This is a genomic window from Streptomyces sp. NPDC012888 (genome assembly GCF_042900645.1).
GTDB lineage: Bacteria > Actinomycetota > Actinomycetes > Streptomycetales > Streptomycetaceae > Streptomyces.
In genome coordinates this window covers 57,573-79,249 of sequence record NZ_JBIBBM010000016.1, presented here as the reverse complement: position 1 = coordinate 79,249, position 21,677 = coordinate 57,573, and the positions used below count along the sequence as shown (strand labels likewise).

At 71.9% G+C, this 21,677-nt stretch carries 19 protein-coding genes; 9 read left to right on the top strand and 10 right to left on the bottom strand.

Features of this window, described 5'->3' with window-relative positions; genetic code table 11:
* Nucleotides 1-48: 48 nt before the first annotated feature.
* From ACFY61_RS25500 to ACFY61_RS25485, 4 genes are all read right to left on the bottom strand, one after another.
* The gene (locus ACFY61_RS25500; RefSeq protein ID WP_389475446.1) at nucleotides 49-1,167 is read right to left on the bottom strand and encodes a hypothetical protein; all 1,119 of its coding nucleotides are present in this window, start codon (nucleotides 1,165-1,167) and stop codon (nucleotides 49-51) included.
* The gene (locus ACFY61_RS25495; RefSeq protein ID WP_389475444.1) at nucleotides 1,149-1,958 is read right to left on the bottom strand and encodes an ABC transporter ATP-binding protein; all 810 of its coding nucleotides are present in this window, start codon (nucleotides 1,956-1,958) and stop codon (nucleotides 1,149-1,151) included. The genes ACFY61_RS25500 and ACFY61_RS25495 overlap by 19 nt, the downstream gene beginning before the upstream one ends.
* 173 nt (nucleotides 1,959-2,131) lie before the next feature.
* On the bottom strand, nucleotides 2,132-3,511 hold the full coding sequence (locus tag ACFY61_RS25490; protein WP_389475442.1) for an aspartate aminotransferase family protein: 1,380 nt from the start codon (nucleotides 3,509-3,511) through the stop codon (nucleotides 2,132-2,134).
* Nucleotides 3,496-3,999, bottom strand: coding sequence for an Lrp/AsnC family transcriptional regulator (locus ACFY61_RS25485; RefSeq protein WP_389475440.1), 504 nt, complete (start codon nucleotides 3,997-3,999; stop codon nucleotides 3,496-3,498). Before ACFY61_RS25485 ends, ACFY61_RS25490 begins: the two co-directional genes overlap by 16 nt.
* 169 nt (nucleotides 4,000-4,168) lie before the next feature.
* Between ACFY61_RS25485 and ACFY61_RS25480 the strand changes: the two genes are divergently transcribed.
* The gene (locus ACFY61_RS25480; protein ID WP_389475438.1) at nucleotides 4,169-5,608 is read left to right on the top strand and encodes a gamma-aminobutyraldehyde dehydrogenase; all 1,440 of its coding nucleotides are present in this window, start codon (nucleotides 4,169-4,171) and stop codon (nucleotides 5,606-5,608) included.
* Nucleotides 5,609-5,680: 72 nt separating this feature from the next.
* A complete protein-coding gene (locus tag ACFY61_RS25475) occupies nucleotides 5,681-6,859 on the top strand; it encodes a PotD/PotF family extracellular solute-binding protein (protein WP_389475436.1) in 1,179 nt (392 codons plus the stop codon).
* A gap of 50 nt (nucleotides 6,860-6,909) precedes the next feature.
* On the opposite strand, the gene ACFY61_RS25470 is transcribed toward ACFY61_RS25475, so the two are convergent.
* The 4 genes from ACFY61_RS25470 to ACFY61_RS25455 all read right to left on the bottom strand — a co-directional run bounded on the left by ACFY61_RS25470 (nucleotide 6,910) and on the right by ACFY61_RS25455 (nucleotide 11,276).
* On the bottom strand, nucleotides 6,910-7,599 hold the full coding sequence (locus tag ACFY61_RS25470) for a glycerophosphodiester phosphodiesterase (protein WP_389475434.1): 690 nt from the start codon (nucleotides 7,597-7,599) through the stop codon (nucleotides 6,910-6,912).
* A 20-nt stretch (nucleotides 7,600-7,619) separates the two neighbouring features.
* Complete coding sequence (locus ACFY61_RS25465) at nucleotides 7,620-8,681, bottom strand: adenosine deaminase (RefSeq protein WP_389475645.1); 1,062 nt, start codon at nucleotides 8,679-8,681, stop codon at nucleotides 7,620-7,622.
* A 70-nt stretch (nucleotides 8,682-8,751) separates the two neighbouring features.
* A complete protein-coding gene (locus ACFY61_RS25460) occupies nucleotides 8,752-10,344 on the bottom strand; it encodes a TROVE domain-containing protein (RefSeq protein ID WP_389475433.1) in 1,593 nt (530 codons plus the stop codon).
* Between the two features lie 374 nt (nucleotides 10,345-10,718).
* Nucleotides 10,719-11,276: an NADAR family protein gene (locus tag ACFY61_RS25455; protein WP_389475431.1), complete on the bottom strand. Its 558-nt coding sequence runs from the start codon at nucleotides 11,274-11,276 to the stop codon at nucleotides 10,719-10,721.
* 174 nt (nucleotides 11,277-11,450) lie between these two features.
* Here ACFY61_RS25455 and ACFY61_RS25450 point away from each other — a divergent pair, with 174 nt between their 5' ends.
* From ACFY61_RS25450 to ACFY61_RS25420, 7 genes are all read left to right on the top strand, one after another.
* Nucleotides 11,451-12,965, top strand: coding sequence for a gamma-aminobutyraldehyde dehydrogenase (locus tag ACFY61_RS25450; RefSeq protein ID WP_389475429.1), 1,515 nt, complete (start codon nucleotides 11,451-11,453; stop codon nucleotides 12,963-12,965).
* A 51-nt stretch (nucleotides 12,966-13,016) separates the two neighbouring features.
* Nucleotides 13,017-14,267, top strand: a complete 1,251-nt coding sequence (locus ACFY61_RS25445; protein ID WP_389475427.1) for a spermidine/putrescine ABC transporter substrate-binding protein — start codon at nucleotides 13,017-13,019, stop codon at nucleotides 14,265-14,267.
* 84 nt (nucleotides 14,268-14,351) lie between these two features.
* Nucleotides 14,352-15,500, top strand: coding sequence for an ABC transporter ATP-binding protein (locus ACFY61_RS25440; RefSeq protein ID WP_389475425.1), 1,149 nt, complete (start codon nucleotides 14,352-14,354; stop codon nucleotides 15,498-15,500).
* The gene (locus ACFY61_RS25435) at nucleotides 15,497-16,426 is read left to right on the top strand and encodes an ABC transporter permease (RefSeq protein WP_389475424.1); all 930 of its coding nucleotides are present in this window, start codon (nucleotides 15,497-15,499) and stop codon (nucleotides 16,424-16,426) included. Before ACFY61_RS25440 ends, ACFY61_RS25435 begins: the two co-directional genes overlap by 4 nt.
* Nucleotides 16,426-17,220 carry an ABC transporter permease gene (locus tag ACFY61_RS25430; protein WP_389475422.1) on the top strand — a complete coding sequence of 265 codons (795 nt, stop codon included), beginning with the start codon at nucleotides 16,426-16,428 and terminating at the stop codon, nucleotides 17,218-17,220. Before ACFY61_RS25435 ends, ACFY61_RS25430 begins: the two co-directional genes overlap by 1 nt.
* A 29-nt stretch (nucleotides 17,221-17,249) precedes the next feature.
* A complete protein-coding gene (locus ACFY61_RS25425) occupies nucleotides 17,250-18,668 on the top strand; it encodes an NAD(P)/FAD-dependent oxidoreductase (protein ID WP_389475421.1) in 1,419 nt (472 codons plus the stop codon).
* Nucleotides 18,669-18,869: 201 nt separating this feature from the next.
* Complete coding sequence (locus ACFY61_RS25420; protein WP_389475419.1) at nucleotides 18,870-19,340, top strand: hypothetical protein; 471 nt, start codon at nucleotides 18,870-18,872, stop codon at nucleotides 19,338-19,340.
* 23 nt (nucleotides 19,341-19,363) lie between these two features.
* Here ACFY61_RS25420 and ACFY61_RS25415 read toward each other — a convergent pair whose 3' ends face one another.
* Together ACFY61_RS25415 and gabT are read right to left on the bottom strand one after the other, a co-directional pair.
* Nucleotides 19,364-20,143, bottom strand: a complete 780-nt coding sequence (locus tag ACFY61_RS25415; protein ID WP_389475417.1) for a phosphatase PAP2 family protein — start codon at nucleotides 20,141-20,143, stop codon at nucleotides 19,364-19,366.
* A gap of 133 nt (nucleotides 20,144-20,276) precedes the next feature.
* The gene (gene gabT, locus ACFY61_RS25410; protein ID WP_389475415.1) at nucleotides 20,277-21,626 is read right to left on the bottom strand and encodes a 4-aminobutyrate--2-oxoglutarate transaminase; all 1,350 of its coding nucleotides are present in this window, start codon (nucleotides 21,624-21,626) and stop codon (nucleotides 20,277-20,279) included.
* Nucleotides 21,627-21,677: the final 51 nt, after the last annotated feature.

The following is a 21,677-nucleotide window of genomic DNA, read 5'->3' as shown; positions in this document are numbered from 1 at the left end:
GCCCACCCTAAGGGCCGCTGCGGCCGTACGGCCGTACAGCCGTACGGGTCAGCGGGCGAGGGCGGCCGCGGCCACCTGGGCCGTCCCCCAGCTGACCGGAACGCACACCAGGAGCACCGCGGCCACCCGCAGGGCCGCCGCCGTCCGCAGCATCCGGACCGGGGTGCCCAGCTCCAGCAGCGTCGCCCGGCTCGCGGCCCGTGACTGCCGGGTCTCGACCGCCGCGGCCACCAGGATCGCGGCGGCGCAGCCCAGCACCAGAGCGGCGGCCGGCCCGGTCAGCGCTCCCAGGGGCGCGGGGAGTCCGCCGTCCGCGCGCAGGGCCGGAGCGGCGAACCCGGCCGCGGCGACCGCACACGCCACCCCGACCGCGCCGCCGAGCCGCCCGGCTTCCTCCTGCAGGGGCCGTCCGGCCAGCAGCCGCAGGGCGCCGGGGCGTACGGCCTGGACCAGCGCCCCGCACGCGTGCAGCAGGCCGGGCCCGGCGAGGGCCAGCCCCAGCGCGGTCAGCGACCACGCGGCGAGCAGGCCGGCCGTGCGCGGGCCGGCGTACGCCCCGGCGGCCGGCCCGCACGCGGCGAGGGCCACGCCCCAGGGCAGCCCGGCCCACGGGACCCGCGGTGACCGGGTCCGCGTGGTGAGGGCGGCGCCCGCGGAACCGGCGAGCGGCACCAGGGCCAGCAGGGTGAGGGCGGCCGCCGACGGCAGCGGCCGGCCGGCGTGCAGCGGTCCGGCCGCGGCGCCGTCGAACGGGAGGCCGGTCAGGTCGCCGCGCAGGTGCAGGAAGGCGGCGAGGGCGAGGGCGCTGCCGAGGGCGCAGGTGACGGCGGTGGAGACGGCCGCGACCAGACCCAGCCGTACGGGCCCCAGCCCGGCGGCGGACAGCGAGTCGGCGGACGGCGCGTCGGCGGAAAGCGCGTCGGCGGAAAGCGTGTCGGCGGGCCGGGTCGCCGGGTCGGTCCGGGCCACGGCGACGGCCAGCCGCACGGTGAGGACCAGCGGAACCAGGGCCCACAGCAGCCGGGGGAACGATCCGGCGGGCCGGGCGGTGGCGTCCGCGAGCACCGCGAGGAGCAGGAACCCGGTGCCGGCGCAGGCCAGCGCGACCAGCAGCCGGCGCACCTGGACCAGGGGCCGGGAGCCGCGGACTAGGCGGAGAGCGAGCACTCGGCGCTGCCCTCCGGCGTGTCGGGGGCGGCGTCCTGGGCGGCGTCACGAACGGCGTCACGGACGGCGTCGTGCACGGCGAGGGCCGCGCCGGCGGGGCGGCCGTCGAGCAGGTCGAGCCGACGGTCGGCGACGGCGGCGGTCCCGCCGTCATGGGTGGCCAGCAGGACGGTGATGGCGTGCGAGCGGGCGGCGGTGGTCAGGGTGCGCAGCAGCAGGGCGCCTTCGGCGCGGTGCAGCGGGGCGGTGGGTTCGTCGGCGAAGACCACCGAGGGCTCGTTGACCAGGGCGCGGGCCAGGGCGACCCGCTGGCACTCGGCCCGGTTCAGGGCACCGGGGTGCCTGCGGGCGAAACCGCCGATGTCCAGCCGGTCCAGCCAGGCGCAGGCCGCCGTCCGGGCGGTGCGGTGGGGGACTCCGGCGAGGAGCAGGGGCAGGGCGGCGTTCTCCCATACGTTCAGCTCGGGGAGGAGCCGCGGCTCCGGGCCGATCCAGCCGAACCGGTCGCGGCGCAGCCGTTCCCGGGCCGCGGGGCCCATGGTGTGCACGGGGACGCTGTTGAACCACACCTCGCCCCGGTCGGGCAGGAGCTGCCCGGACAGGCACCGCAGCAGGGTGGTCTTCCCGCTGCCGCGCGGGCCGGTGACGGCGAGCACCTCCCCCTCGCGGACCCCGGCGGAGACCCCGACGAGCGCGGGCGAGCCTCCCTGCGACTGCGTCCGGGGGGACCCCCGGTGCGAGTAGTGCAGGGCCCGTGCCCAGAGCACGTCGTTGTCCGGTGGAGCCACCATCTCGTACACCTCCGTCCGGGGGAACGAAGCGGAGGCGCATCGGTCACTGGCCGGGCGGACAGATGTGGGGCGTGCGGCGTCCCGGCCGCGTACGGCACACGGCCCGGACCCCCGCGTTCTCACTCGAACGGGGGATCCGGGCCGTGGGTGGCGCCGGGACGGCGGCGACGTGACTAGAGCTTGGTCCACGCCTCGGTGAGCACCGACCGCAGGATCTGCTCGATCTCGTCGAACTGCTCCTGGGTGGAGATCAGCGGCGGGGCCAGCTGGATGACCGGGTCACCGCGGTCGTCGGCGCGGCAGTAGAGGCCGGCGTCGAACAGGGCCTTGGAGAGGAAGCCGTAGAGCACGCGCTCGGTCTCCTCGTCCGTGAAGGACTCCTTGGTGTTCTTGTCCTTGACGAGCTCGATGCCGTAGAAGAAGCCGTTGCCGCGGACGTCGCCGACGATCGGCAGGTCGTGCAGCTTCCGCAGCGTCGAGAAGAAGGCGCCCTCGTTGTCCAGCACGTGCTGGTTGAGGCCTTCCTTGTCGAAGATGTCGAGGTTGGCCAGCGCGACCGCGGAGGACACCGGGTGGCCGCCGAAGGTGTAGCCGTGCAGGAAGGTGTTGTCGCCCTTGTAGAACGGCTCGGCGATGCGGTCGGAGACGATGCACGCGCCGATCGGGGAGTAGCCCGAGGTCATGCCCTTGGCGCAGGTGATCATGTCCGGCACGTAGCCGAACTTGTCGCAGGCGAACATCGTGCCGAGGCGGCCGAAGGCGCAGATGACCTCGTCGGAGACGAGCAGCACGTCGTACTGGTCGCAGATCTCGCGGACCCGCTGGAAGTACCCGGGCGGCGGCGGGAAGCAGCCGCCGGCGTTCTGCACCGGCTCCAGGAAGACCGCGGCGACGGTGTCCGGGCCCTCGAACAGGATCTGCTGCTCGATCTGGTCGGCGGCCCAGCGGCCGAAGGCCTCGGGGTCGTCGCCGAAGATCGGGGCGCGGTAGATGTTGGTGTTCGGGACCTTGTGGGCGCCCGGGACCAGCGGCTCGAAGGGGGCCTTCAGGGCCGGCAGGCCGGTGATGGACAGGGCGCCCTGGGGGGTGCCGTGGTAGGCGACCGCGCGGGAGATGACCTTGTACTTGGTCGGCTTGCCCTTGAGCTTGAAGTACTGCTTGGCGAGCTTCCACGCGGTCTCGACGGCCTCGCCGCCGCCCGTCGTGAAGAAGACCTTGTTCAGGTCGCCGGGGGCGTAGTGCGCCAGGCGCTCGGCGAGCTCCACTGCCTTCGGGTGGGCGTAGGACCACACGGGGAAGAAGGAGAGCTCCTGGGCCTGCTTGTAGGCGACCTCGGCCAGCTCCTTGCGGCCGTGGCCCGCGTTCACCACGAACAGCCCGGCGAGACCGTCCAGGTAGCGCTTGCCCTTGTCGTCGTAGATGTAGGTGCCCTCGCCCCGCACGATGGTCGGGACGGGGGAGTTCTCGTACGAGGACATGCGGGTGAAGTGCATCCACAAGTGGTCGTACGCGGTCTTGGACAGGTCCTGGGTCACGGTTATCGGGTTCCCCACATGTAGGTCTGCTTCTTCAGCTTCAGGTAAACGAAGCTTTCGGTAGTTCGCACGCCGGGGAGTGTGCGGATCTTCTTGTTGATCGTTTCCAGCAGGTGGTCGTCGTCCTCGCAGACGATCTCCACCATCAGGTCGAACGAGCCCGCGGTCATCACCACGTACTCGCACTCGGCCATGGAGGTCAGTGCGTCGGCCACCGGGTCGAGGTCGCCCTCGACGTTGATGCCGACCATCGCCTGCCGCCTGAGGCCCACGGTGAGCGGGTCCGTGACGGCGACGATCTGCATGACCCCCTGGTCGAGCAGCTTCTGTACGCGCTGGCGCACAGCCGCCTCGGAAAGGCCCACGGCCTTGCCGATCGCCGCATAGGGACGGCGTCCGTCCTCCTGCAGTTGCTCGATGATCGCGAGGGACACAGCATCGACCGAAGGGGACGGTTGTCTGTTCCTGGAGTCTGCGCTTCGACTGACCACGGCCTCACTGTGCACGAGGAGTCGTCTGTTCCGCAACCCGAAACCGATGAAATCCGTTGTCGAGCGTCTCTGATCTCACTGATTTCGCAGTTACTCATGCGTGGCTCTGTCGAAAGCGTCGCCCGAGGCACTAGGCTAGGGGGGCTGTCTCAACCATTGGACATTGATCAGGAGTGTGGGTGTTGTGACCACCGAACTGCGTCGTCTGCGCAACTACATCGGCGGGGAGTTCAAGGACGCCGCCGACGGGCGGACCACCGAGGTGGTCAACCCCGCCACCGGCGAGGTGTACGCCACCGCCCCGCTGTCGGGCCAGGCCGACGTCGACGCCGCGATGGCCGCCGCCGCGGCTGCCTTCCCGGGCTGGCGCGACACCACGCCCGCCGAGCGCCAGAAGGCCCTGCTGAAGATCGCGGACGCGATCGAGGCCCGTGCCGAGGAGCTCGTCGCCGCCGAGTCGGAGAACACCGGCAAGCCGCTGGGCCTCACGGCCAGCGAGGAACTGCCGCCCATGGTCGACCAGATCCGCTTCTTCGCGGGTGCGGCCCGCCTGCTCGAAGGCCGCTCGGCCGGCGAGTACATGGACGGCATGACCTCGATCGTCCGCCGTGAGCCGGTCGGCGTCTGCGCCCAGGTCGCGCCGTGGAACTACCCGATGATGATGGCCGTGTGGAAGTTCGCCCCGGCCATCGCCGCGGGCAACACCGTGGTGCTCAAGCCCTCGGACACCACCCCCGCCTCCACCGTGCTGATGGCCGAGATCTTCGGCGACCTGCTGCCCAAGGGCGTCTTCAACGTCATCTGCGGTGACCGCGAGACCGGCAAGGCGATGGTGGAGCACCGCGTCCCGGCGATGGCCTCCATCACCGGCTCGGTCCGGGCCGGCATGCAGGTCGCCGAGAGCGCCTCCAAGGACGTCAAGCGCGTGCACCTGGAGCTCGGTGGCAAGGCCCCGGTCGTCGTCTTCGAGGACGCCGACATCGCCAAGGCCGTCGAGGACATCGCCGTCGCCGGCTACTTCAACGCCGGCCAGGACTGCACCGCCGCCACCCGCGTGCTCGTCCACGAGTCCATCCACGACGAGTTCGTGACCGCCCTCGCCAAGGCCGCCACCGACACCAAGACGGGTCAGCCGGACGACGAGGACGTGCTCTACGGCCCGCTGAACAACCCGAACCAGCTCAAGCAGGTCGCGGGCTTCATCGAGCGCCTGCCCGCCCACGCCAAGGTCGAGGCGGGCGGCCACCAGGTCGGCGACAAGGGCTACTTCTACGCCCCCACCGTCGTCTCCGGCCTGAAGCAGGACGACGAGATCGTGCAGAACGAGGTCTTCGGCCCGGTCATCACCGTCCAGTCCTTCACGGACGAGGCCCAGGCCCTGAGCTACGCGAACGACGTCGAGTACGCCCTCGCCTCCTCGGTGTGGACCAAGGACCACGCCCGGGCGATGCGCATGTCCAAGAACCTCGACTTCGGCTGCGTGTGGATCAACACCCACATCCCGCTGGTCGCCGAGATGCCGCACGGCGGCTACAAGAAGTCCGGCTACGGCAAGGACCTCTCCGCCTACGGCTTCGAGGACTACACCCGCATCAAGCACGTGATGACCTCGCTCGACGGCTGATCGTTCCGCGCGGGGCGGGCAGTAGACACTGTGTCTATTGCCCGCCCCTCGGCGTTCCCGGAAGCTTTGGCCATGCCCCAACTCCCCCTCTCCCGCCGCTCGGTGCTGCGCGGCCTCGGCGCGGCCGGCCTGGCCGCCACCCTCACCGGCTGCGGGGTCCCCGCCGCGTACGTGCCCGAGGGCCGGCGCGGCGGCCCGGACCGCTCCGCGCGGGACCGGAGCGTGGACTTCGCCAACTGGCCGATGTACATCGACAGCGACGAGGAGGACGAGACCAGGCGGCCCACCCTCGACGCCTTCGCCGAACGCACCGGGATCTCCGTCCGCTACACCGAGGAGATCAACGACAACGACGAGTTCTTCGGCAAGGTCAGCCCTGCCCTGATGAACCGTCAGGAGACCGGCCACGACCTGGTGGTGGTCAGCGACTGGATGGCCGCCCGGTTCGTCCGCCTGGGCTGGGCCCAGGAGATGGACCGCTCCGCACAGCCGAACGTGACCGCCCACCTCGACCCGCAACTGCGCTCGCCCGCGTTCGACGAGGGCCGCAGGCACAGCGTGCCCTGGCAGTCCGGGATCACCGGCATCGCCTACAACCGCAGGGCGCTGGGCCGCGAGATCCGCTCGGTATCGGACCTGTGGAAGCCCGACCTGGCCGGCAAGGTGACCCTGTTCTCCGGCCTGGACGAGTCCTTCGCGCTGCTGATGCAGGGCGACGGGGTCGACGTCACCCGGTGGACCGCGTCCGACTTCCACCGGATGTGCGACCGGGTCGAGGCGCTGGTCGCCAAGGGGCACGTCCGCCGCTTCACCGGCAACGACTACACCTCCGACCTCGCCAAGGGCGACGTACTGGCCTGCCAGGCCTACTCGGGTGACGCCATCCAGCTCCGGGCCGACGACCCCGGCATCGAGTTCGTGATCCCCGAGGAGGGGGCGGAACTCTGGGCGGAGAGCCTGCTGATCCCCAACCTGGCCCGCCACAAGGCCAACGCGGAGGCCCTGATCGACCACTACTACGACCCGGAGGTCGCCGCCGAACTCGCCGCCTCGGTCAACTACGTCTGCCCGGTGCCCGCCGCGCGCGAGGTGCTGGCCGCCTCCGAGGACGAGGAGACGCGCGGCCTCGCGGAGAACCCGCTTGTCTTCCCGGACGAGGACATGCGCCGTCGCCTCGCCGTCGCCATGGACGTCCCGGCGGCCCACCGCCGCGAGTTCGCCAAGCGGTGGAACGGCATCGTCGGCCTGTGACCCGCCCGGCACCGGGCACCGGGTGCGGGGTGCCGGGTGCCGGCGGTGGCCTAGCGGCCGTGTTCGGCGCGGACCTCGGTCAGGGCGTCGATGCGGTTCGTGGTGATCGAGTCCACGCCGGCCGCGAGCAGCCTCCGCATCGTCCGGCGGGTGTCCGCCGTCCAGGCCGAGACCAGCAGCCCGTCCCGGTGCAGGGCCCCGGTCAGCTCGGGGGTGACCAGGCCGAACCGGTAGTTCAGCCAGCGCGGCGCCACCGCGTCCAGCAGAACCCGGCGGGGCGGGCTGAGGGTGGTCCAGGTCAGCGCGATCTCCGCGCCCGGATCGGCGGCGCGGACGGCCAGCATCGTCGTGGGGCCGGCGCAGTAGTACGTGCGGTCGCGGGCGCCGCACTCGCGGACCTGGCCCACCACCGTCCGCACCGCCTCCGCCGAGGCCCCCGGCAGGTCGATCATGACCCGGCCGGCCCCGGCGGCCTGCAGGGCCTCCCGGAGGGTGGGGACCCGGCCGCCGGTGAGCTCCCGCAGCTGGGCGGCGGTCATCCCGGACAGCGGGACGTCCGCACGCCACAGCCGTCTGAGCGAGTCGTCGTGCAGCAGGACCGGAACCCCGTCGCGGGTGAGCCGTACGTCGATCTCGACCGCGTCCGCCCCGCGCGCGAACGCGGAGCGGATCGAGTCGAGGGTGTTCTCACGTACTCGGTAGGGATCGCCGCGGTGCGCGACGGCCGTGGTGGTGCGCATCGTCCCATTGTCCGCTCCGGTCAGCGGGCCAGCCAGGCTTCGGTGTACGTGTCGATCTCCGCCGCCAGCCGGGCCTTGCCGGCCGGGTCCAGGAACGAGGCCTCCACGGCGTTCCTGGCGAGCGCGGCCAGACCGCGCTCGTCCAGCTCCAGCAGGCGGGCCGCGACCGCGTACTCGTTGTTCAGGTCGGAGCCGAACATCGGCGGGTCGTCGCTGTTGACGGTGACCAGCACACCCGCCGCGGCCATCTCCTTGACCGGGTGCCGGTCGAGGTCGGTGACGGCCCGGGTCGCGATGTTGGAGGTGGGGCAGACCTCCAGCGCGATCCGGTGGTCGGCCAGGTACTTCAGCAGGTCCGGGTCCTGGGTGGCGCTGGTGCCGTGGCCGATGCGCTCGGCACCCAGCTCGTTGATCGCGTCCCAGATCGTCTGCGGGCCGGTCGTCTCGCCCGCGTGCGGCACGCTGTGCAGGCCGGCCGCCCGCGCCCGGTCGAAGTACGGCTTGAACTGCGGGCGCGGCACGCCGATCTCGGGCCCGCCCAGCCCGAACGAGACCAGGCCCTCGGGGCGCAGGTCGACGGCGAGCCGGGCGGTCTCCGCCGCGGCCTCCAGGCCGGCCTCGCCCGGGATGTCGAAGCACCAGCGCAGGACGACGCCCAGCTCCGCCTCGGCGGCCCGGCGGGCGTCCTCGATGGCCTCCATGAAGGCCTTCTCGTCGATGCCCCGGCGGGTCGAGGAGTACGGGGTGATCGTCAGCTCGGCGTAGCGGATGTTCTGCCGGGCCATGTCGCGGGCGACCTCGAAGGTGAGCAGCCGCACGTCCTCCGGCGTGCGCACCAGGTCCACCACCGACAGGTAGACGTCGATGAAGTGCGCGAAGTCGGTGAAGGTGAAGTAGTCGGCGAGCGCCTCGGGGTCGGTCGGCACCTTCGAGTCCGGGTGCCGGGCGGCCAGTTCGGCCACGATGCGGGGCGACGCGGATCCCACGTGGTGCACGTGGAGTTCGGCCTTGGGCAGCCCCGCGATGAAGGGGTGCAGGTCGGTCATGGAGGTCCTTCGGGTGCGGTGCGGCGGACGGGGCAGGGCCTCATCGTAGGCACGCCGGCCTCCCGGGCGCGGTACGTGCCCGGGAGGCCGGCGGGAGGGGCGCGCCTCAGCCGGCCCAGGGCCAGTCGGCGGACCGGCCGCTCTCGATCAGCGGCACCATCCGGAACGCGGCGTCGGTGAGCCCGCCGAACGTGTGCCGGTGCGCACCGCCGGACGGGCCGTGGCCCACCCGGTAGCCGGCCATGTTCCAGGTGTACACGGGCACGTCGGCCGGCACCTGGGAGGTCGGGCCGTCCGGGTGCGCCGCCGGGCCGTGCTGCTCGTCGGTGACGATGAGGACCCGGTCGTGCCCGCGGTAGTGCGCGCGCACCGCCCCGGTGGTGTCCGTGCCGCCGAGGTCGTGGAACCGCTCCAGCACCTTCAGGACGGACTCGCCCCTGCGGTACGGGACCGCGGCGCTGCTCGTGCCGTACTCCACCAGGTCCGCGTGGTCGGCGCGCAGCGCCAGCGCGGTGCCGAACAGCGCCGCCGCGTCGGCCCGGTTGAGCTTCGACCGCTGGGACGCCGCCGCCCAGAACATCGACCCGGACCGGTCCACCAGGACCAGCGTCCGCCCGGGCAGCGCGGGCACGTTGGCCAGCGAGTGCCCGAGCGCCCGCTCCAGCGGGTACGCCCAGCGCAGTGAGGGCGCGTGCTGGTGGGCGGCCAGGTAGCGGAACGGGAACTGCCGGGACCGGGCCACCTCCTCCGGGGCGGAGATCCGCTCCGCGACCCGTGCGGCCACCTCGTCCGAGACCCCGGCCGCGTCGAAGTTCCTGAGGTTCCGCAGCAGCGCCATCGGGCCCATGGACGGGATGACCGCCTCCCAGGCCGCCGCGTCCATCGGCCCCCGCAGCCAGCCGGCCAGCGCCTCCCAGGTCATCCCCGCCGCGGCGAGGCGTTCCGCGCCGCCCGGGCCGGTCACCACCGCCCGCCGCTCGGCGACCGGCAGTTCCATCAGTTCCCGGTGGGCGGCCAGTACGGGGCTGGACGCCGGCGGCACCGCCGACTCCGGATGGTGCCGGCGGTCCAGGGCGTACCGGAACAGATCGCCCTGCCACGGCTTGGCGGGGTCGGGGGAGGCGTGGACCAGGTTGAGCACGTCACCGAAGCGGTAGCCCTTGGAGGCCGTGTCGTACTTCAGCAGGGAGGTGCCGGAGTAGAGCCGGCGCACCGCGTCGGCGATTCCGCGCTTGACCGGCTTGGGCACGTTCCGCCCGTACGCGGAGGTCCAGTACGCGAGGAACTCCCCGGGCTCGTCGGCCCGCTGGAGCACGCTGTCCACGACGGACCGGTTGGACGGGCCGTCGACCGCGCCCGCTTCGAGCCGCGCCCTGACGTACTCGGCCGCCCCGACCAGGGAGGCGGTCCGCATGTTGCCCTCGCCGCGCAGCCAGCCCAGCAGCCCGGCCGTCCACTCGGGGTCCTCGACCGCGAGCCGGCGCACCAGCGAGGCGAACCGGTCGTCCCGGTCTCCGGCGCCCTCGTGGAAGGTCGTCTGGGAGACGAAGTTGGCGACGGCGAGCAGGAACAGCTCGGAGCGCGGCTCGCGCAGGTGGCCCGCGCCGCCGAGCTCCGTAGGGGCGGTCCGCCCGGTGGAGCGGACCGGCGACAGGGGCGCGGTGGCCGTGCGCGTACGGCGCTGGTTGAAGCGGGACATGGTGAATCCCCCCGAATTCACGGCTGGTTCGGGGAGGCGGACGTGGAGGGTGCCCGAGATCGGGTCGGCGGCGGACTGTTTCTGGTGCTCTCCCGGATTGAGCTACCGGCCGGAGCCGGACGGGACTTGAACCCGCAACCACCAGACGGAAGAAGTAACCGCTGCCTGCGCACCGGGCACCCACCACGCGCGCCTCCCGAGATCGAAGTGGCGGCGGCGTGGTTTCGTGGAAGAAGTAGCCGCGTGCCGGGCGCACCGGGAGGTGCGATGTGACGACCTTACGAGTACCCGGGCGGGCCCGCCACGCAATTAGCCCCCGTCGGGCGGGCCGGTCCCGGCCGGGCTCCGCAACCCGGGCGGGGGCCCGCCCGTGGTCAGGCCGCGGCCGCGCTCCGCAGCCGCTCCCGCGCGTCCATCAGCGCGAAGCCCAGCAGGTTCAGCCCGCGCCAGCGCCTCGGGTCGCCCGCCCGCTCGTCGTCCGCGGCCAGCCCGATGCCCCAGATCCGGTCCAGCGGGCTCGCCTCGACCAGCACGCGCTCGCCGGTGCCCAGCAGGAACCCGGTCAGCTCGGGAGCGGAGGAGAACTTGTGCACGCTGCCCTCGACCACGATCCGGTAGCGCTCGCGCTCCCAGACCCCGTCGTCGAAACCGCGCACCAGCCGCCCCGCCTTCTTGGCCGCCGCCGGGCTGCTCGCGGTGAGCGCCGCGCGTTCCGCTTCCGCGTCCCCGAAGAGCCTGGCCTTCTCCGCCATCATCCAGTGCTCGGCGGTGGCGTAGACGGTGTCACGCACGGTGAAGGGCGAGGGCCACCACTGGCTGAGGCAGCTCGGGCCCAGGGTGCCGTCGGGGCGCGGCCGGTGCCCCCAGAAGGGCAGATACTTGACCCGTCCACCCCGGCTGACCTGCTCGATCAGCGTGTCGATCTTCTCCATGCACGCCAGTCTCCCAGTCGCCACGGACACTTCGTACGGGATTTGCGGCCAGGCTCGACAGATGGTCGACCGATTCCGTCGCGTAACCAAAAGGCAACAACGGAATCACTTGGCGGGGAGGAAGGCCTCTGCCAGGATCGGCACTCAATTCGAGCTGGAGCTACGGAGAGCGTGATGGGCAACCGCTTCCAGACCAAGGACCGCTTCGCCGCGGGCGCGCAGTTCATCGACGGCCGGCTGCGGTCCGGCACCTCGGGACGATGGCACGCCGTCGTCGACCCCGCCACCGGCGAGGAGGTCCTCCGCTACGAACTCGCGGGCACCGGGGACGTCGACGCGGCCGTGGCCGCCGCCAAGCGGGCCTTCCCCGCCTGGGCCGGACTCACGCCGGGCGAGCGGTCCGACGCCCTGCACCGGCTGGCCGCCGTCCTCACCGAGGAGGCGGAGGAGTTCGCGTACGCCGAGTCCCTCCAGTGCGGCAAGCCGATCAAGCTGTCCACCGAGTTCGACGTGCCCGGCACCATCGACAACACCGCGTTCTTCGCGGGCGCCGCACGCCACCTCGCCGGCCAGGCCGCCGCCGAGTACTCCGGCGACCACACCTCCTACGTCCGCCGCGAGCCGCTCGGCGTCGTCGGCTCCATCGCCCCCTGGAACTACCCCCTCCAGATGGCCGCCTGGAAGATCCTCCCGGCCATCGCCGCGGGCAACACCATCGTCCTCAAACCGGCCGAGCTCACCCCGCTCACCTCCCTGATGTTCGCCCAGGCCGCCCAGCGGGCCGGGATCCCCGACGGCGTCGTCAACATCGTCACCGGCGCCGGCCGAGACGCCGGCGAGCACCTGGTCGGCCACCCCGACGTGGTCATGACCTCCTTCACCGGCTCCACCGCCGTCGGCAAGCGCGTCGCCGAGATCGCCACCGCCACCGTCAAGCGGCTCCACCTGGAGCTCGGCGGCAAGGCCCCGTTCGTCGTCTTCGACGACGCCGACCTCGAAGCCGCCGCACACGGCGCCGTCGCCGCCTCCCTCATCAACACCGGCCAGGACTGCACCGCCGCCACCCGCGCCTACGTCCAGCGCCCCCTCTACGAGGCCTTCACCGCCCGCGTCGCCGAGCTGATGGAGACCGTACGGCTGGGCGACCCGTTCGCCCCCACCACCGACCTCGGCCCCCTCGTCTCGCACGCCCAGCGCGACCGCGTCGCCGGCTTCGTCGAGCGGGCCCGCGGCTACGCCACCGTCGTCACCGGCGGCGAGGCCCCCGGTGGCGAGCTCGCCGCCGGCGCGTACTACCGTCCCACCCTGATCGCCGGCGCCGCCCAGGACAGCGAGGCCGTCCAGTCCGAGATCTTCGGTCCGGTCCTGGTCGCCCTGCCCTTCGACACCGACGACGAGGGGCTGGCCCTGGCCAACGACACCCCCTACGGCCTCGCCGCCTCCGCCTGGACCCGCGACGTCTACCGGGCCGGCCGGGCCACCCGCGAGATCCAGGCGGGCTGCGTCTGGGTCAACGACCACATCCCGATCATCAGCGAGATGCCGCACGGCGGGGCGAAGGCCAGCGGCTACGGAAAGGACATGTCGGTCTACTCCTTCGAGGAGTACACGCAGGTCAAGCACGTGATGTTCGACAACACCGGGGTGCCGGCCAAGGACTGGCACCGCACGATCTTCGGGGACCGATAGCAGCGCTCCGCCCGACCAGCGGACACCACGACACCCGAAAGGGCACAGCGCATGGAGCAGTACGAGCCCGACCGCCTGTCGGCGGCGCAACTCGCCGCGATGCGGCGCAGTCTCACCAGCGGCCGCGGCGCCCTCACCCGCCGCTCGCTGCTGCGCGCCTCCGGAGTCGGAGCGCTCACCGTCGGCGGTCTGGCCGGCCTCGCCGGATGCGGGATCCCGCCCGCGAAGCGCGAGGACCGCGGAGCCCCGGCCACCGAGGACTTCTCGGCCGCCGAGAAGCAGCTCGCGTTCTCCAACTGGACCGAGTACATGGACACCAGCGAGGACGAGAAGAGCCGTCCCACCCTGGAGGAGTTCACCAAGCGGACCGGCATCGAGGTCAAGTACACCGAGGACATCAACGACAACGTCGAGTTCTTCGGCAAGATCAGGCCGCAGCTCGCCGCCGGCCAGGACACCGGCCGCGACCTGGTCGTCGTCACCGACTGGCTCGCCGCCCGCATCATCCGCCTCGGCTGGGCGCAGCGGCTCGACCCCGCCCACCTCCCGCACGCCTTCGCGAACCTGTCCCCGCAGTTCCGCAGCCCCGACTGGGACCCGGGCCGCGCGTACACCTACCCGTGGACCGGCATCTCCACCGTCATCGCCTACAACACCAAGGCCACCGGCGGGAAGAAGGTCGACTCCGTCACCCAGATGCTCGACGACCCCTCCCTCAAGGGCCGGGTCGGCTTCCTCACCGAGATGCGCGACACCGTCGGCATGACCCTGCTCGACATGGGCAAGGACCCGGCGGCCTTCGCCGACGCCGACTACGACGCCGCCGTCGGCCGGCTCCAGAAGGGCGTGGACAAGAAGCAGATCCGCCGCTTCACCGGCAACGACTACACCGCCGACCTGGACAAGGGCGACCTCGCCGCCTGCCTGGCCTGGGCCGGCGACGTCATCCAGCTCCAGGCCGACAACCCCGACATCCAGTACGCCATCCCGGCCGCCGGATACATCACCTCCAGCGACAACCTGCTGGTCCCCGCCAAGGCCCGGCACAAGGCCAACGCCGAGAAGCTGATCGACTACTACTACGAGCTCCCGGTCGCCGCGCAGCTGGCCGCCTACATCAGCTACGTGTGCCCCGTCGACGGGGTCAAGGACGAACTCGCCAAGATCGACCCGGCCCTCGCGGACAACACCCTGATCGTCCCGGACAAGGCCATGGCCGCGAAGTCGCACGCCTTCCGCTCCCTCACCAGCGAGGAAGAGACCGCGTACGAGGAGAAGTTCGCCAAGCTCATCGGCGCGTAGCGGCGCGCGGCCGCGGCGCGCCGGCGGCCCCGCGACGCCGCCGGCCCGACGACCCCTTGACCGACCCAACCCCGGGATCCCTCCATGACTGACAAGACCACCGGTGGCGACGTGCGCCTCGCCGGGATCAGCAAGCACTACGGCTCCTTCACCGCCGTCCACCCGCTCGACCTCACCATCCCCCAGGGCTCCTTCTTCGCCCTGCTGGGAGCCTCCGGCTGCGGGAAGACCACCACCCTGCGCATGATCGCCGGCCTGGAGGAACCCTCCACCGGCACGGTCAGCCTCGGCGACCGGGAGGTCACGCATCTCCCGCCGTACAAGCGGCCCGTGAACACGGTGTTCCAGAGCTACGCCCTCTTCCCGCACATGGACATATTCGAGAACGTGGCGTTCGGCCTGCGCCGCCGCGGCATCAAGTCGGTGAAGAAGCAGGTCGACGAGATGCTGGACCTCGTCCAGCTCGGCCAGTTCGCCCGCCGCAAGCCGCACCAGCTCTCCGGCGGCCAGCAGCAGCGCGTCGCCGTCGCCCGCGCCCTGATCAACCACCCCCAGGTGCTGCTCCTCGACGAGCCGCTGGGCGCCCTCGACCTCAAGCTGCGCCGCCAGATGCAGCTGGAGCTCAAGCGGATCCAGACCGAGGTCGGCATCACCTTCGTGCACGTCACCCACGACCAGGAGGAGGCCATGACCATGGCCGACACGGTCGCGGTGATGAACGGCGGCCGGGTCGAGCAGCTGGGCGCCCCCGCCGAGCTGTACGAGAACCCGCGCACCACCTTCGTCGCGAACTTCCTCGGCACCTCCAACCTCATCCAGGCCTCCGTGGAGACCGCCGGCGACGAGGTCGTGGTCTCCGCGAGCGGTACGAAGCTCCGGCTGCCCGGCGCCCGCTGCTCCACCACCCCGCGCACCGGCGGGCAGCTGCTGGTCGGCGTCCGGCCGGAGAAGATCTCCCTGGTCCCCGCCGGCGAGGAGCACACCGTCGCCGCCGGCCGCAACAAGGTCACCGGCCGGATCGCCGACTCCTCCTTCATCGGCGTGTCCACCCAGTTCGTGGTCGACAGCCCGGCCTGCGCCGGGCTGGAGGTGTACGTCCAGAACGTCGAGCGGGACGCCCGGCTCGTGCCCGGCGCCGAGGTGGTGCTGCACTGGAACCCGGAGCACACCTTCGGACTCGACGCGTCGATGGACATCGACGCGGGCGCCCTGACCGTCGGGGAGAGCGCGTGACCGTCACCGAAGCGCCGCCGCAGGCGCCCGCCCCCGCCGGACCCCCGGTCCACAAGCCCTCCACCCGCAAGCGGCTCGTCCCGTACTGGCTGCTGCTGCCGGGCATCCTGTGGCTGCTGGTGTTCTTCGTCCTCCCGATGGCCTACCAGGCCTCGACCTCGGTGCAGACCGGCTCGCTGGAGGAGGGCTTCCAGGTCACCTGGCACTTCGCCACCTACTGGGAGGCCTTCACCGAGTACTACCCGCAGTTCCTGCGCTCCCTGCTGTACGCCGGCACCGCCACCGCGCTGTGCCTGCTGCTCGGCTACCCGCTTGCCTACCTGATCGCCTTCAAGGCCGGCCGCTGGCGCAACCTGCTGCTGATCCTCGTCATCGCGCCGTTCTTCACCAGCTTCCTGATCCGCACCCTGGCCTGGAAGACGATCCTGGCCGACGGCGGCCCGGTGGTGGAGGTCCTCAACACCCTGCACGTACTGGACGTCACCGGCTGGCTCGGCATGACCGAGGGCGGCCGGGTGCTGGCCACCCCCCTCGCGGTGGTCTGCGGCCTGACGTACAACTTCCTGCCGTTCATGATCCTGCCGCTCTACACCTCGCTGGAGCGCATCGACACCCGCCTCCACGAGGCGGCCGGCGACCTGTACGCCACCCCCGCCACGACCTTCCGCAAGGTCACCTTCCCGCTGTCCATGCCGGGCGTCGTCTCCGGGACCCTGCTCACCTTCATCCCGGCCAGCGGCGACTACGTGAACGCCGAACTGCTCGGCTCCACGGACACCCGGATGATCGGAAACGTCATCCAGTCGCAGTACCTGCGGATCCTCGACTACCCGACGGCGGCCGCGCTGTCCTTCATCCTCATGGCCATCGTGCTGATCATGGTCACCGTCTACATCCGCCGAGCGGGAACGGAGGACCTGGTCTGATGCAGTGGCTCCGACGCAACCTCGTCGTCATCGCGGGTCTCGGCACGCTCGCGTACCTGATCCTGCCGAACGTCGTCGTGACGGTGTTCTCCTTCAACGACCCCGCCGGGAAGTTCAACTACGCCTGGAAGGAGTTCTCGCTCGACGCGTGGAAGGACCCCTGCGGCGTGGCCGACCTGTGCGGCTCCCTCGCGCTGTCCCTCCAGATCGCCCTCTGGGCCACCATCGGCGCGACCGTGCTCGGCGCGATGATCGCCTTCGCGCTGGTCCGCTACCGGTTCCGGGCCCGCGGCGCGGTCAACTCGCTGATCTTCCTGCCCATGGCCATGCCGGAGATCGTGATGGCCGCCTCGCTGCTCGCGCTCTTCCTCAACATGGGCATCGAGCTGGGCTTCTGGACGATCCTGATCGCCCACGTCATGTTCTGCCTCAGCTTCGTCGTCGCCGCCGTGAAGGCGCGCGTGCTGTCGATGGACCCCCGCCTGGAGGAGGCCGCCCGCGATCTCTACGCGGGCCCGGTGCAGACCTTCCTCCGGGTGACCCTGCCGATCGCCGCCCCCGGCATCGCGGCGGGAGCGCTGCTCTCCTTCGCGCTCTCCTTCGACGACTTCATCATCACCAACTTCAACTCGGGCAACACCGTCACCTTCCCCATGTTCGTGTGGGGTTCGGCGCAGCGCGGTACGCCCGTACAGATCAACGTCATCGGTACGGCGATGTTCGTCATCGCGGTGCTGGTGGTGCTGGCCGGCCAGATGGCCGGCAACCGCCGCAAGAAGGCACAGCCCAAGTAGTCCAGCAATTCCGTAGGGAGTTGGAAGCCATGGCCCCAGTCGCCATGCGAAGTGTCACACGATCCCTTTCCGAAGCACTGCCGGTCTCGTACTGGCTCGACGACCCCGGCAAGCCCGCCGCACGACCCGCCCTGACCAGCGACGAGCACTGCGACCTGCTGGTCGTCGGCGGCGGCTACAGCGGGCTGTGGACCGCGCTGATCGCCAAGGAGCGCGACCCCGGCCGCGACGTCGTACTGATCGAGAGCAAGGAGGCGGGCTGGGCCGCCTCCGGCCGGAACGGCGGCTTCTGCGCCGCCTCCCTCACCCATGGCCTCTCCAACGGCCTGTCCCGCTGGCCCGACGAGCTCGACCGGCTGGAGGAGCTGGGCGCCCGCAACCTCGACGAGATCGAGGCGGCCGTCGCCCGCTACGGCATCGACTGCGACTTCGAACGCACCGGCGAGATCGACGTGGCCACCGAACCCCACCAGGTCGAGGAGCTGCACGAGCTGTACGCCCAGGCCGAGGGCCTCGGCCTCGCCGGCGGCCTGGAGCTCCTCGACAAGGACGCCGTCCGGGCGCAGGTCGACTCGCCGACCTTCCTCGGCGGCCTCTGGGACCGCCACGGCGTGGCCATGCTCAACCCGGCGAAGCTCGCCTGGGGCCTCAAGCAGGCATGCCTGGACCTCGGCGTCCGCATCTACGAGAACACCCGCGGCCTGGACCTCACCGGCTCCGGCGCCGGCATGGCCGTCCGCACGCCCTACGGCCGGGTGTTCGCCCGCCGGGTCGCCCTCGGCACCAACATCTTCCCGTCCCTGGTCAAGCGGATCCGGCCGTTCACCGTCCCGGTGTACGACTACGCGCTGATGACCGAGCCGCTCTCGCCCGAGCAGCTCAAGGCCGTCGGATGGCAGAACCGGCAGGGCCTCGGCGACAGCGCCAACCAGTTCCACTACTTCCGCATCACCCCCGACCACCGGATCCTGTGGGGCGGCTACGACGCGATCTACCCCTACCGGGGCAAGCTCGACTCGGAGTACGACCACCGGCCGGAGACCTACCTCAGGCTGGCCCAGCACTTCTTCACCTGCTTCCCGCAGCTGGAGGGGCTGAACTTCAGCCACGCCTGGGGCGGGGCCATCGACACCTGCTCGCGGTTCTCCGCGTTCTTCGGCACGGCGCACTCCGGCCGGGTCGCCTACGCGGCCGGCTTCACCGGGCTCGGCGTCGGGGCGACCCGGTTCGGCGCCGACGTGATGCTCGACCTGCTGGACGGAACCCCCACCGAGCGCACCCGGCTGAAGATGGTCCGCTCCAAGCCGATGCCGTTCCCGCCGGAGCCCATCGCCTGGACCGGCATCACGCTGACCAAGTGGTCCCTGGCCCGGGCCGACGCGCGCGGCGGCCACCGCAACCTGTGGCTGCGCGCCATGGACCGGTTCGGTCTCGGCTTCGACAGCTGACGGGCCGCCGGCCGGACGGGCCCGCCGGCCCGGACGCGACCGGTGCGCGCCCCCGATGCGCGCCCCCGGCGCACTCCCGTGCCCGCCCCTCGACCCGTTTCACTCCCACGGGGTGGTGAAAGTCGCGTCATCCTCGCATCCGACCGCGCTCCTCCTGGTGAAGGACGTGTTCGTTCACCACGGGGAAACGGAGGCCGGGCGATGCAGGGCTCGGAGATCAAGACGGCGGTGGAGTGGCTGGTCTCGGCGGCGCCGGACCCGGACGCCTGCCGGTGGGAGTGGGAGCGCCATCCCCTCGGGGTGGCGCTGCTGCCCGCCGGCCGGCGCTGGGACGTGCTGATCCTGCCCGGCGGGCTGGGGGCGGCCACCCTGGAGGTGCTCCGGCGGCTGCCCGCCCCGCCCGGCCCGGTCCTCGCCGACTTCGGGGGCTCCCGGGTGGGCTTCTTCGTGCCCGCCGGCACGGCCGCCCGGTGGCTGGCGACGGGCGTGCGCGGAGCCGGCCGCGGCACCTGGATCGTCGTGCCCTATCCGGGCCGGGCCACCGGCGGGGTGCGCTGGCTGGTGCCGCCGGACGGCCGGGGCACGCTCACCGACCCGGTGCTGCTGGAGCGGGCGATGCACGCGGCCGCCGCCGGTGTCCCGGGCCCGGCCCGGAACGGCTCGGGGGCCTGACGGGGGCCGGGCTGCCGCCCGGGTCAGCCGCGGTCCCGCCGGACGCCGTGCCGTACCCACAGCAGGAGCGGAGTGCAGAGCAGGACGCTGGCCAGCACGTCCAGGGGCCAGTGGAAACCGCGCAGCACCAGCCCCAGGGCCGTCGCCACCGTGAGCAGCACGGCGGCGGCCCCCGGCGCGGCGGCGGCCCCCCGCCGGGCGCGCCGCGCGTACGGGGACAGCAGCAGGGCGGCGCAGCCGTAGGCCACCATCGCGGTGGCCGTGTGCCCGGAGGGGAAGTAGCCGGCGGCCCATGGTTCCAGCGGGCCCGGCCGGGCCGTCCACAGCTTCAGCGGCACCACCAGGGCCGGCACCAGGAGCATCGCCGCCCCGGCGGCGAGGACCGCGCGCCGGGCGCCGCGGTACAGCGCGTACGCCATGGCCGCGAGCAGCACGGGGACGGCGACCGGGACGTTGCCGAGGTCGGCGAGGCGTTCGGTGACGGCATCCGGCACCGAGCGGAGCAGCACACGGCTGAGGGACTCGTCCACGGCGAGCAGCGGGCCGGAGGCCAGGACCTGCCAGGCCGTCAGGGCGAAGAGGAGGACGCACGCGGCGGAGAGGATGGCCGGCCGTCCAGGAACAGGGGGGATGGTTCCGGGACGGCCGCCCGGATCGGGCCGGCGCGCGCCCCGGGGGGTTTGGGGCGGGCGTTCGTCCGATCGGAGAGGAGTGATGTGCGCGAACGCATGCCCGGTACGGCGCTGGGGAAGCCCGGTGCCGGGGTCGCCCTCGGAAGCCCGCGGGCGGGGTGTCTCACTCATCTGCAGAAACCGTACGGCAGCGGAAGGGGGACCGACAGCAGGATCGCGCTCCTGCCATCGGCCCCCCACACCTTCTTCACACCGCCCGACGGTTACCGCTGGTACCGATCGAGCACGGTGTTCGGACCTTCGATCAGACGGACGCCGTACCGATGCCGGCGAACGCCGCCTCGATCAGGTCGAGGCCCTCGTTGAGCAGGTCCTCGCCGATGACGATCGGCGGGAGGAAGCGGAGCACGTTGCCGTAGGTGCCGCAGGTGAGGACCAGCAGGCCCTCGGCGTGGCAGGCCTTGGCCAGCGCGCCGGCCGCCTCCGGGTTCGGGGTCTTGGACTCGGGGTCCTTGACCAGCTCGATCGCGATCATGGCGCCGCGGCCGCGGATGTCGCCGATGATGTCGTACTTCTCCTGCATCGCCGACAGGCGCGACTTCATGATCGACTCGATCTTCTTCGCCTTGGCGTTGAGGTCGAGCTCCTTCATGGTCTCGATGGCGCCGAGCGCACCGGCGCAGGCCACCGGGTTGCCGCCGTAGGTGCCGCCCAGGCCGCCCGCGTGCGCGGCGTCCATGATCTCGGCGCGGCCGGTCACGGCGGCGAGCGGCAGACCGCCCGCGATGCCCTTGGCGGTGGTGATCAGGTCGGGGACGATGCCCTCGTCCTCACAGGCGAACCACTGGCCGGTGCGGCAGAAGCCGGACTGGATCTCGTCCGCCACGAAGACGATGCCGTTGGCGTTGGCGAACTTGACGATCTCCGGCAGGAAGCCCTTGGCCGGCTCGATGAAGCCGCCCTCGCCGAGCACCGGCTCGATGATGATCGCGGCGACGTTCTCGGCGCCGATCTGCTTGGTGATCTGGTCGATCGCCTGGGCGGCGGCCTCGGGGCCGCAGTTCTCGGCGCCCGTGGGCCAGCGGTAGCCGTAGGCGACCGGCACGCGGTAGACCTCGGGGGCGAACGGACCGAAGCCGTGCTTGTACGGCATGTTCTTCGCGGTCAGCGCCATGGTCAGGTTGGTGCGGCCGTGGTAGCCGTGGTCGAAGACGACGACGGCCTGGCGCTTGGTGTACGCGCGGGCGATCTTGACGGCGTTCTCGACGGCCTCGGCGCCCGAGTTGAACAGGGCGGACTTCTTGGCGTGGGTGCCCGGGGTCAGCTCGGCCAGCGCCTCGCAGACCTCCACGTACGCCTCGTAGGGCGTGACCATGAAGCAGGTGTGGGTGAAGTTCTCCAGCTGGGCGGTGGCGCGGCGCACGACGGCCTCGGCGGAGGCGCCGACCGAGGTCACGGCGATGCCGGAGCCGAAGTCGATCAGGCGGTTGCCGTCGACGTCCTCGACGATGCCGCCGTCCACGCGCGCGGTGAAGACGGGCAGCACCGAGCCCACGCCTCCGGCCACCGCCTCCACGCGGCGGGCCTGAAGCTCCTGCGACTTCGGGCCGGGGATCGCGGTGACGAGCTTGCGCTCCTGCGGGACAGCGGTCATAGGGGGCTCCTGGGGTTTTCGGACGCACTTGTGTCTTTGATCCGCAGGCTA

Excerpts from the sequence above, each read along its gene's own strand:
- ACFY61_RS25415 (WP_389475417.1), bottom strand. The coding sequence starts at position 20,143 with ATGAGTGAGACACCCCGCCCGCGGGCTTCCGAGGGCGACCCCGGCACC.
- ACFY61_RS25470 (WP_389475434.1), bottom strand. The coding sequence starts at position 7,599 with ATGCGCACCACCACGGCCGTCGCGCACCGCGGCGATCCCTACCGAGTA.
- ACFY61_RS25420 (WP_389475419.1), top strand. The coding sequence starts at position 18,870 with ATGCAGGGCTCGGAGATCAAGACGGCGGTGGAGTGGCTGGTCTCGGCG.
- ACFY61_RS25445 (WP_389475427.1), top strand. The coding sequence starts at position 13,017 with ATGGAGCAGTACGAGCCCGACCGCCTGTCGGCGGCGCAACTCGCCGCG.
- ACFY61_RS25440 (WP_389475425.1), top strand. The coding sequence starts at position 14,352 with ATGACTGACAAGACCACCGGTGGCGACGTGCGCCTCGCCGGGATCAGC.
- ACFY61_RS25475 (WP_389475436.1), top strand. The coding sequence starts at position 5,681 with ATGCCCCAACTCCCCCTCTCCCGCCGCTCGGTGCTGCGCGGCCTCGGC.
- ACFY61_RS25495 (WP_389475444.1), bottom strand. The coding sequence starts at position 1,958 with ATGGTGGCTCCACCGGACAACGACGTGCTCTGGGCACGGGCCCTGCAC.
- ACFY61_RS25425 (WP_389475421.1), top strand. The coding sequence starts at position 17,250 with ATGGCCCCAGTCGCCATGCGAAGTGTCACACGATCCCTTTCCGAAGCA.
- ACFY61_RS25455 (WP_389475431.1), bottom strand. The coding sequence starts at position 11,276 with ATGGAGAAGATCGACACGCTGATCGAGCAGGTCAGCCGGGGTGGACGG.
- gabT (WP_389475415.1), bottom strand. The coding sequence starts at position 21,626 with ATGACCGCTGTCCCGCAGGAGCGCAAGCTCGTCACCGCGATCCCCGGC.
- ACFY61_RS25430 (WP_389475422.1), top strand. The coding sequence starts at position 16,426 with ATGCAGTGGCTCCGACGCAACCTCGTCGTCATCGCGGGTCTCGGCACG.
- ACFY61_RS25460 (WP_389475433.1), bottom strand. The coding sequence starts at position 10,344 with ATGTCCCGCTTCAACCAGCGCCGTACGCGCACGGCCACCGCGCCCCTG.
- ACFY61_RS25450 (WP_389475429.1), top strand. The coding sequence starts at position 11,451 with ATGGGCAACCGCTTCCAGACCAAGGACCGCTTCGCCGCGGGCGCGCAG.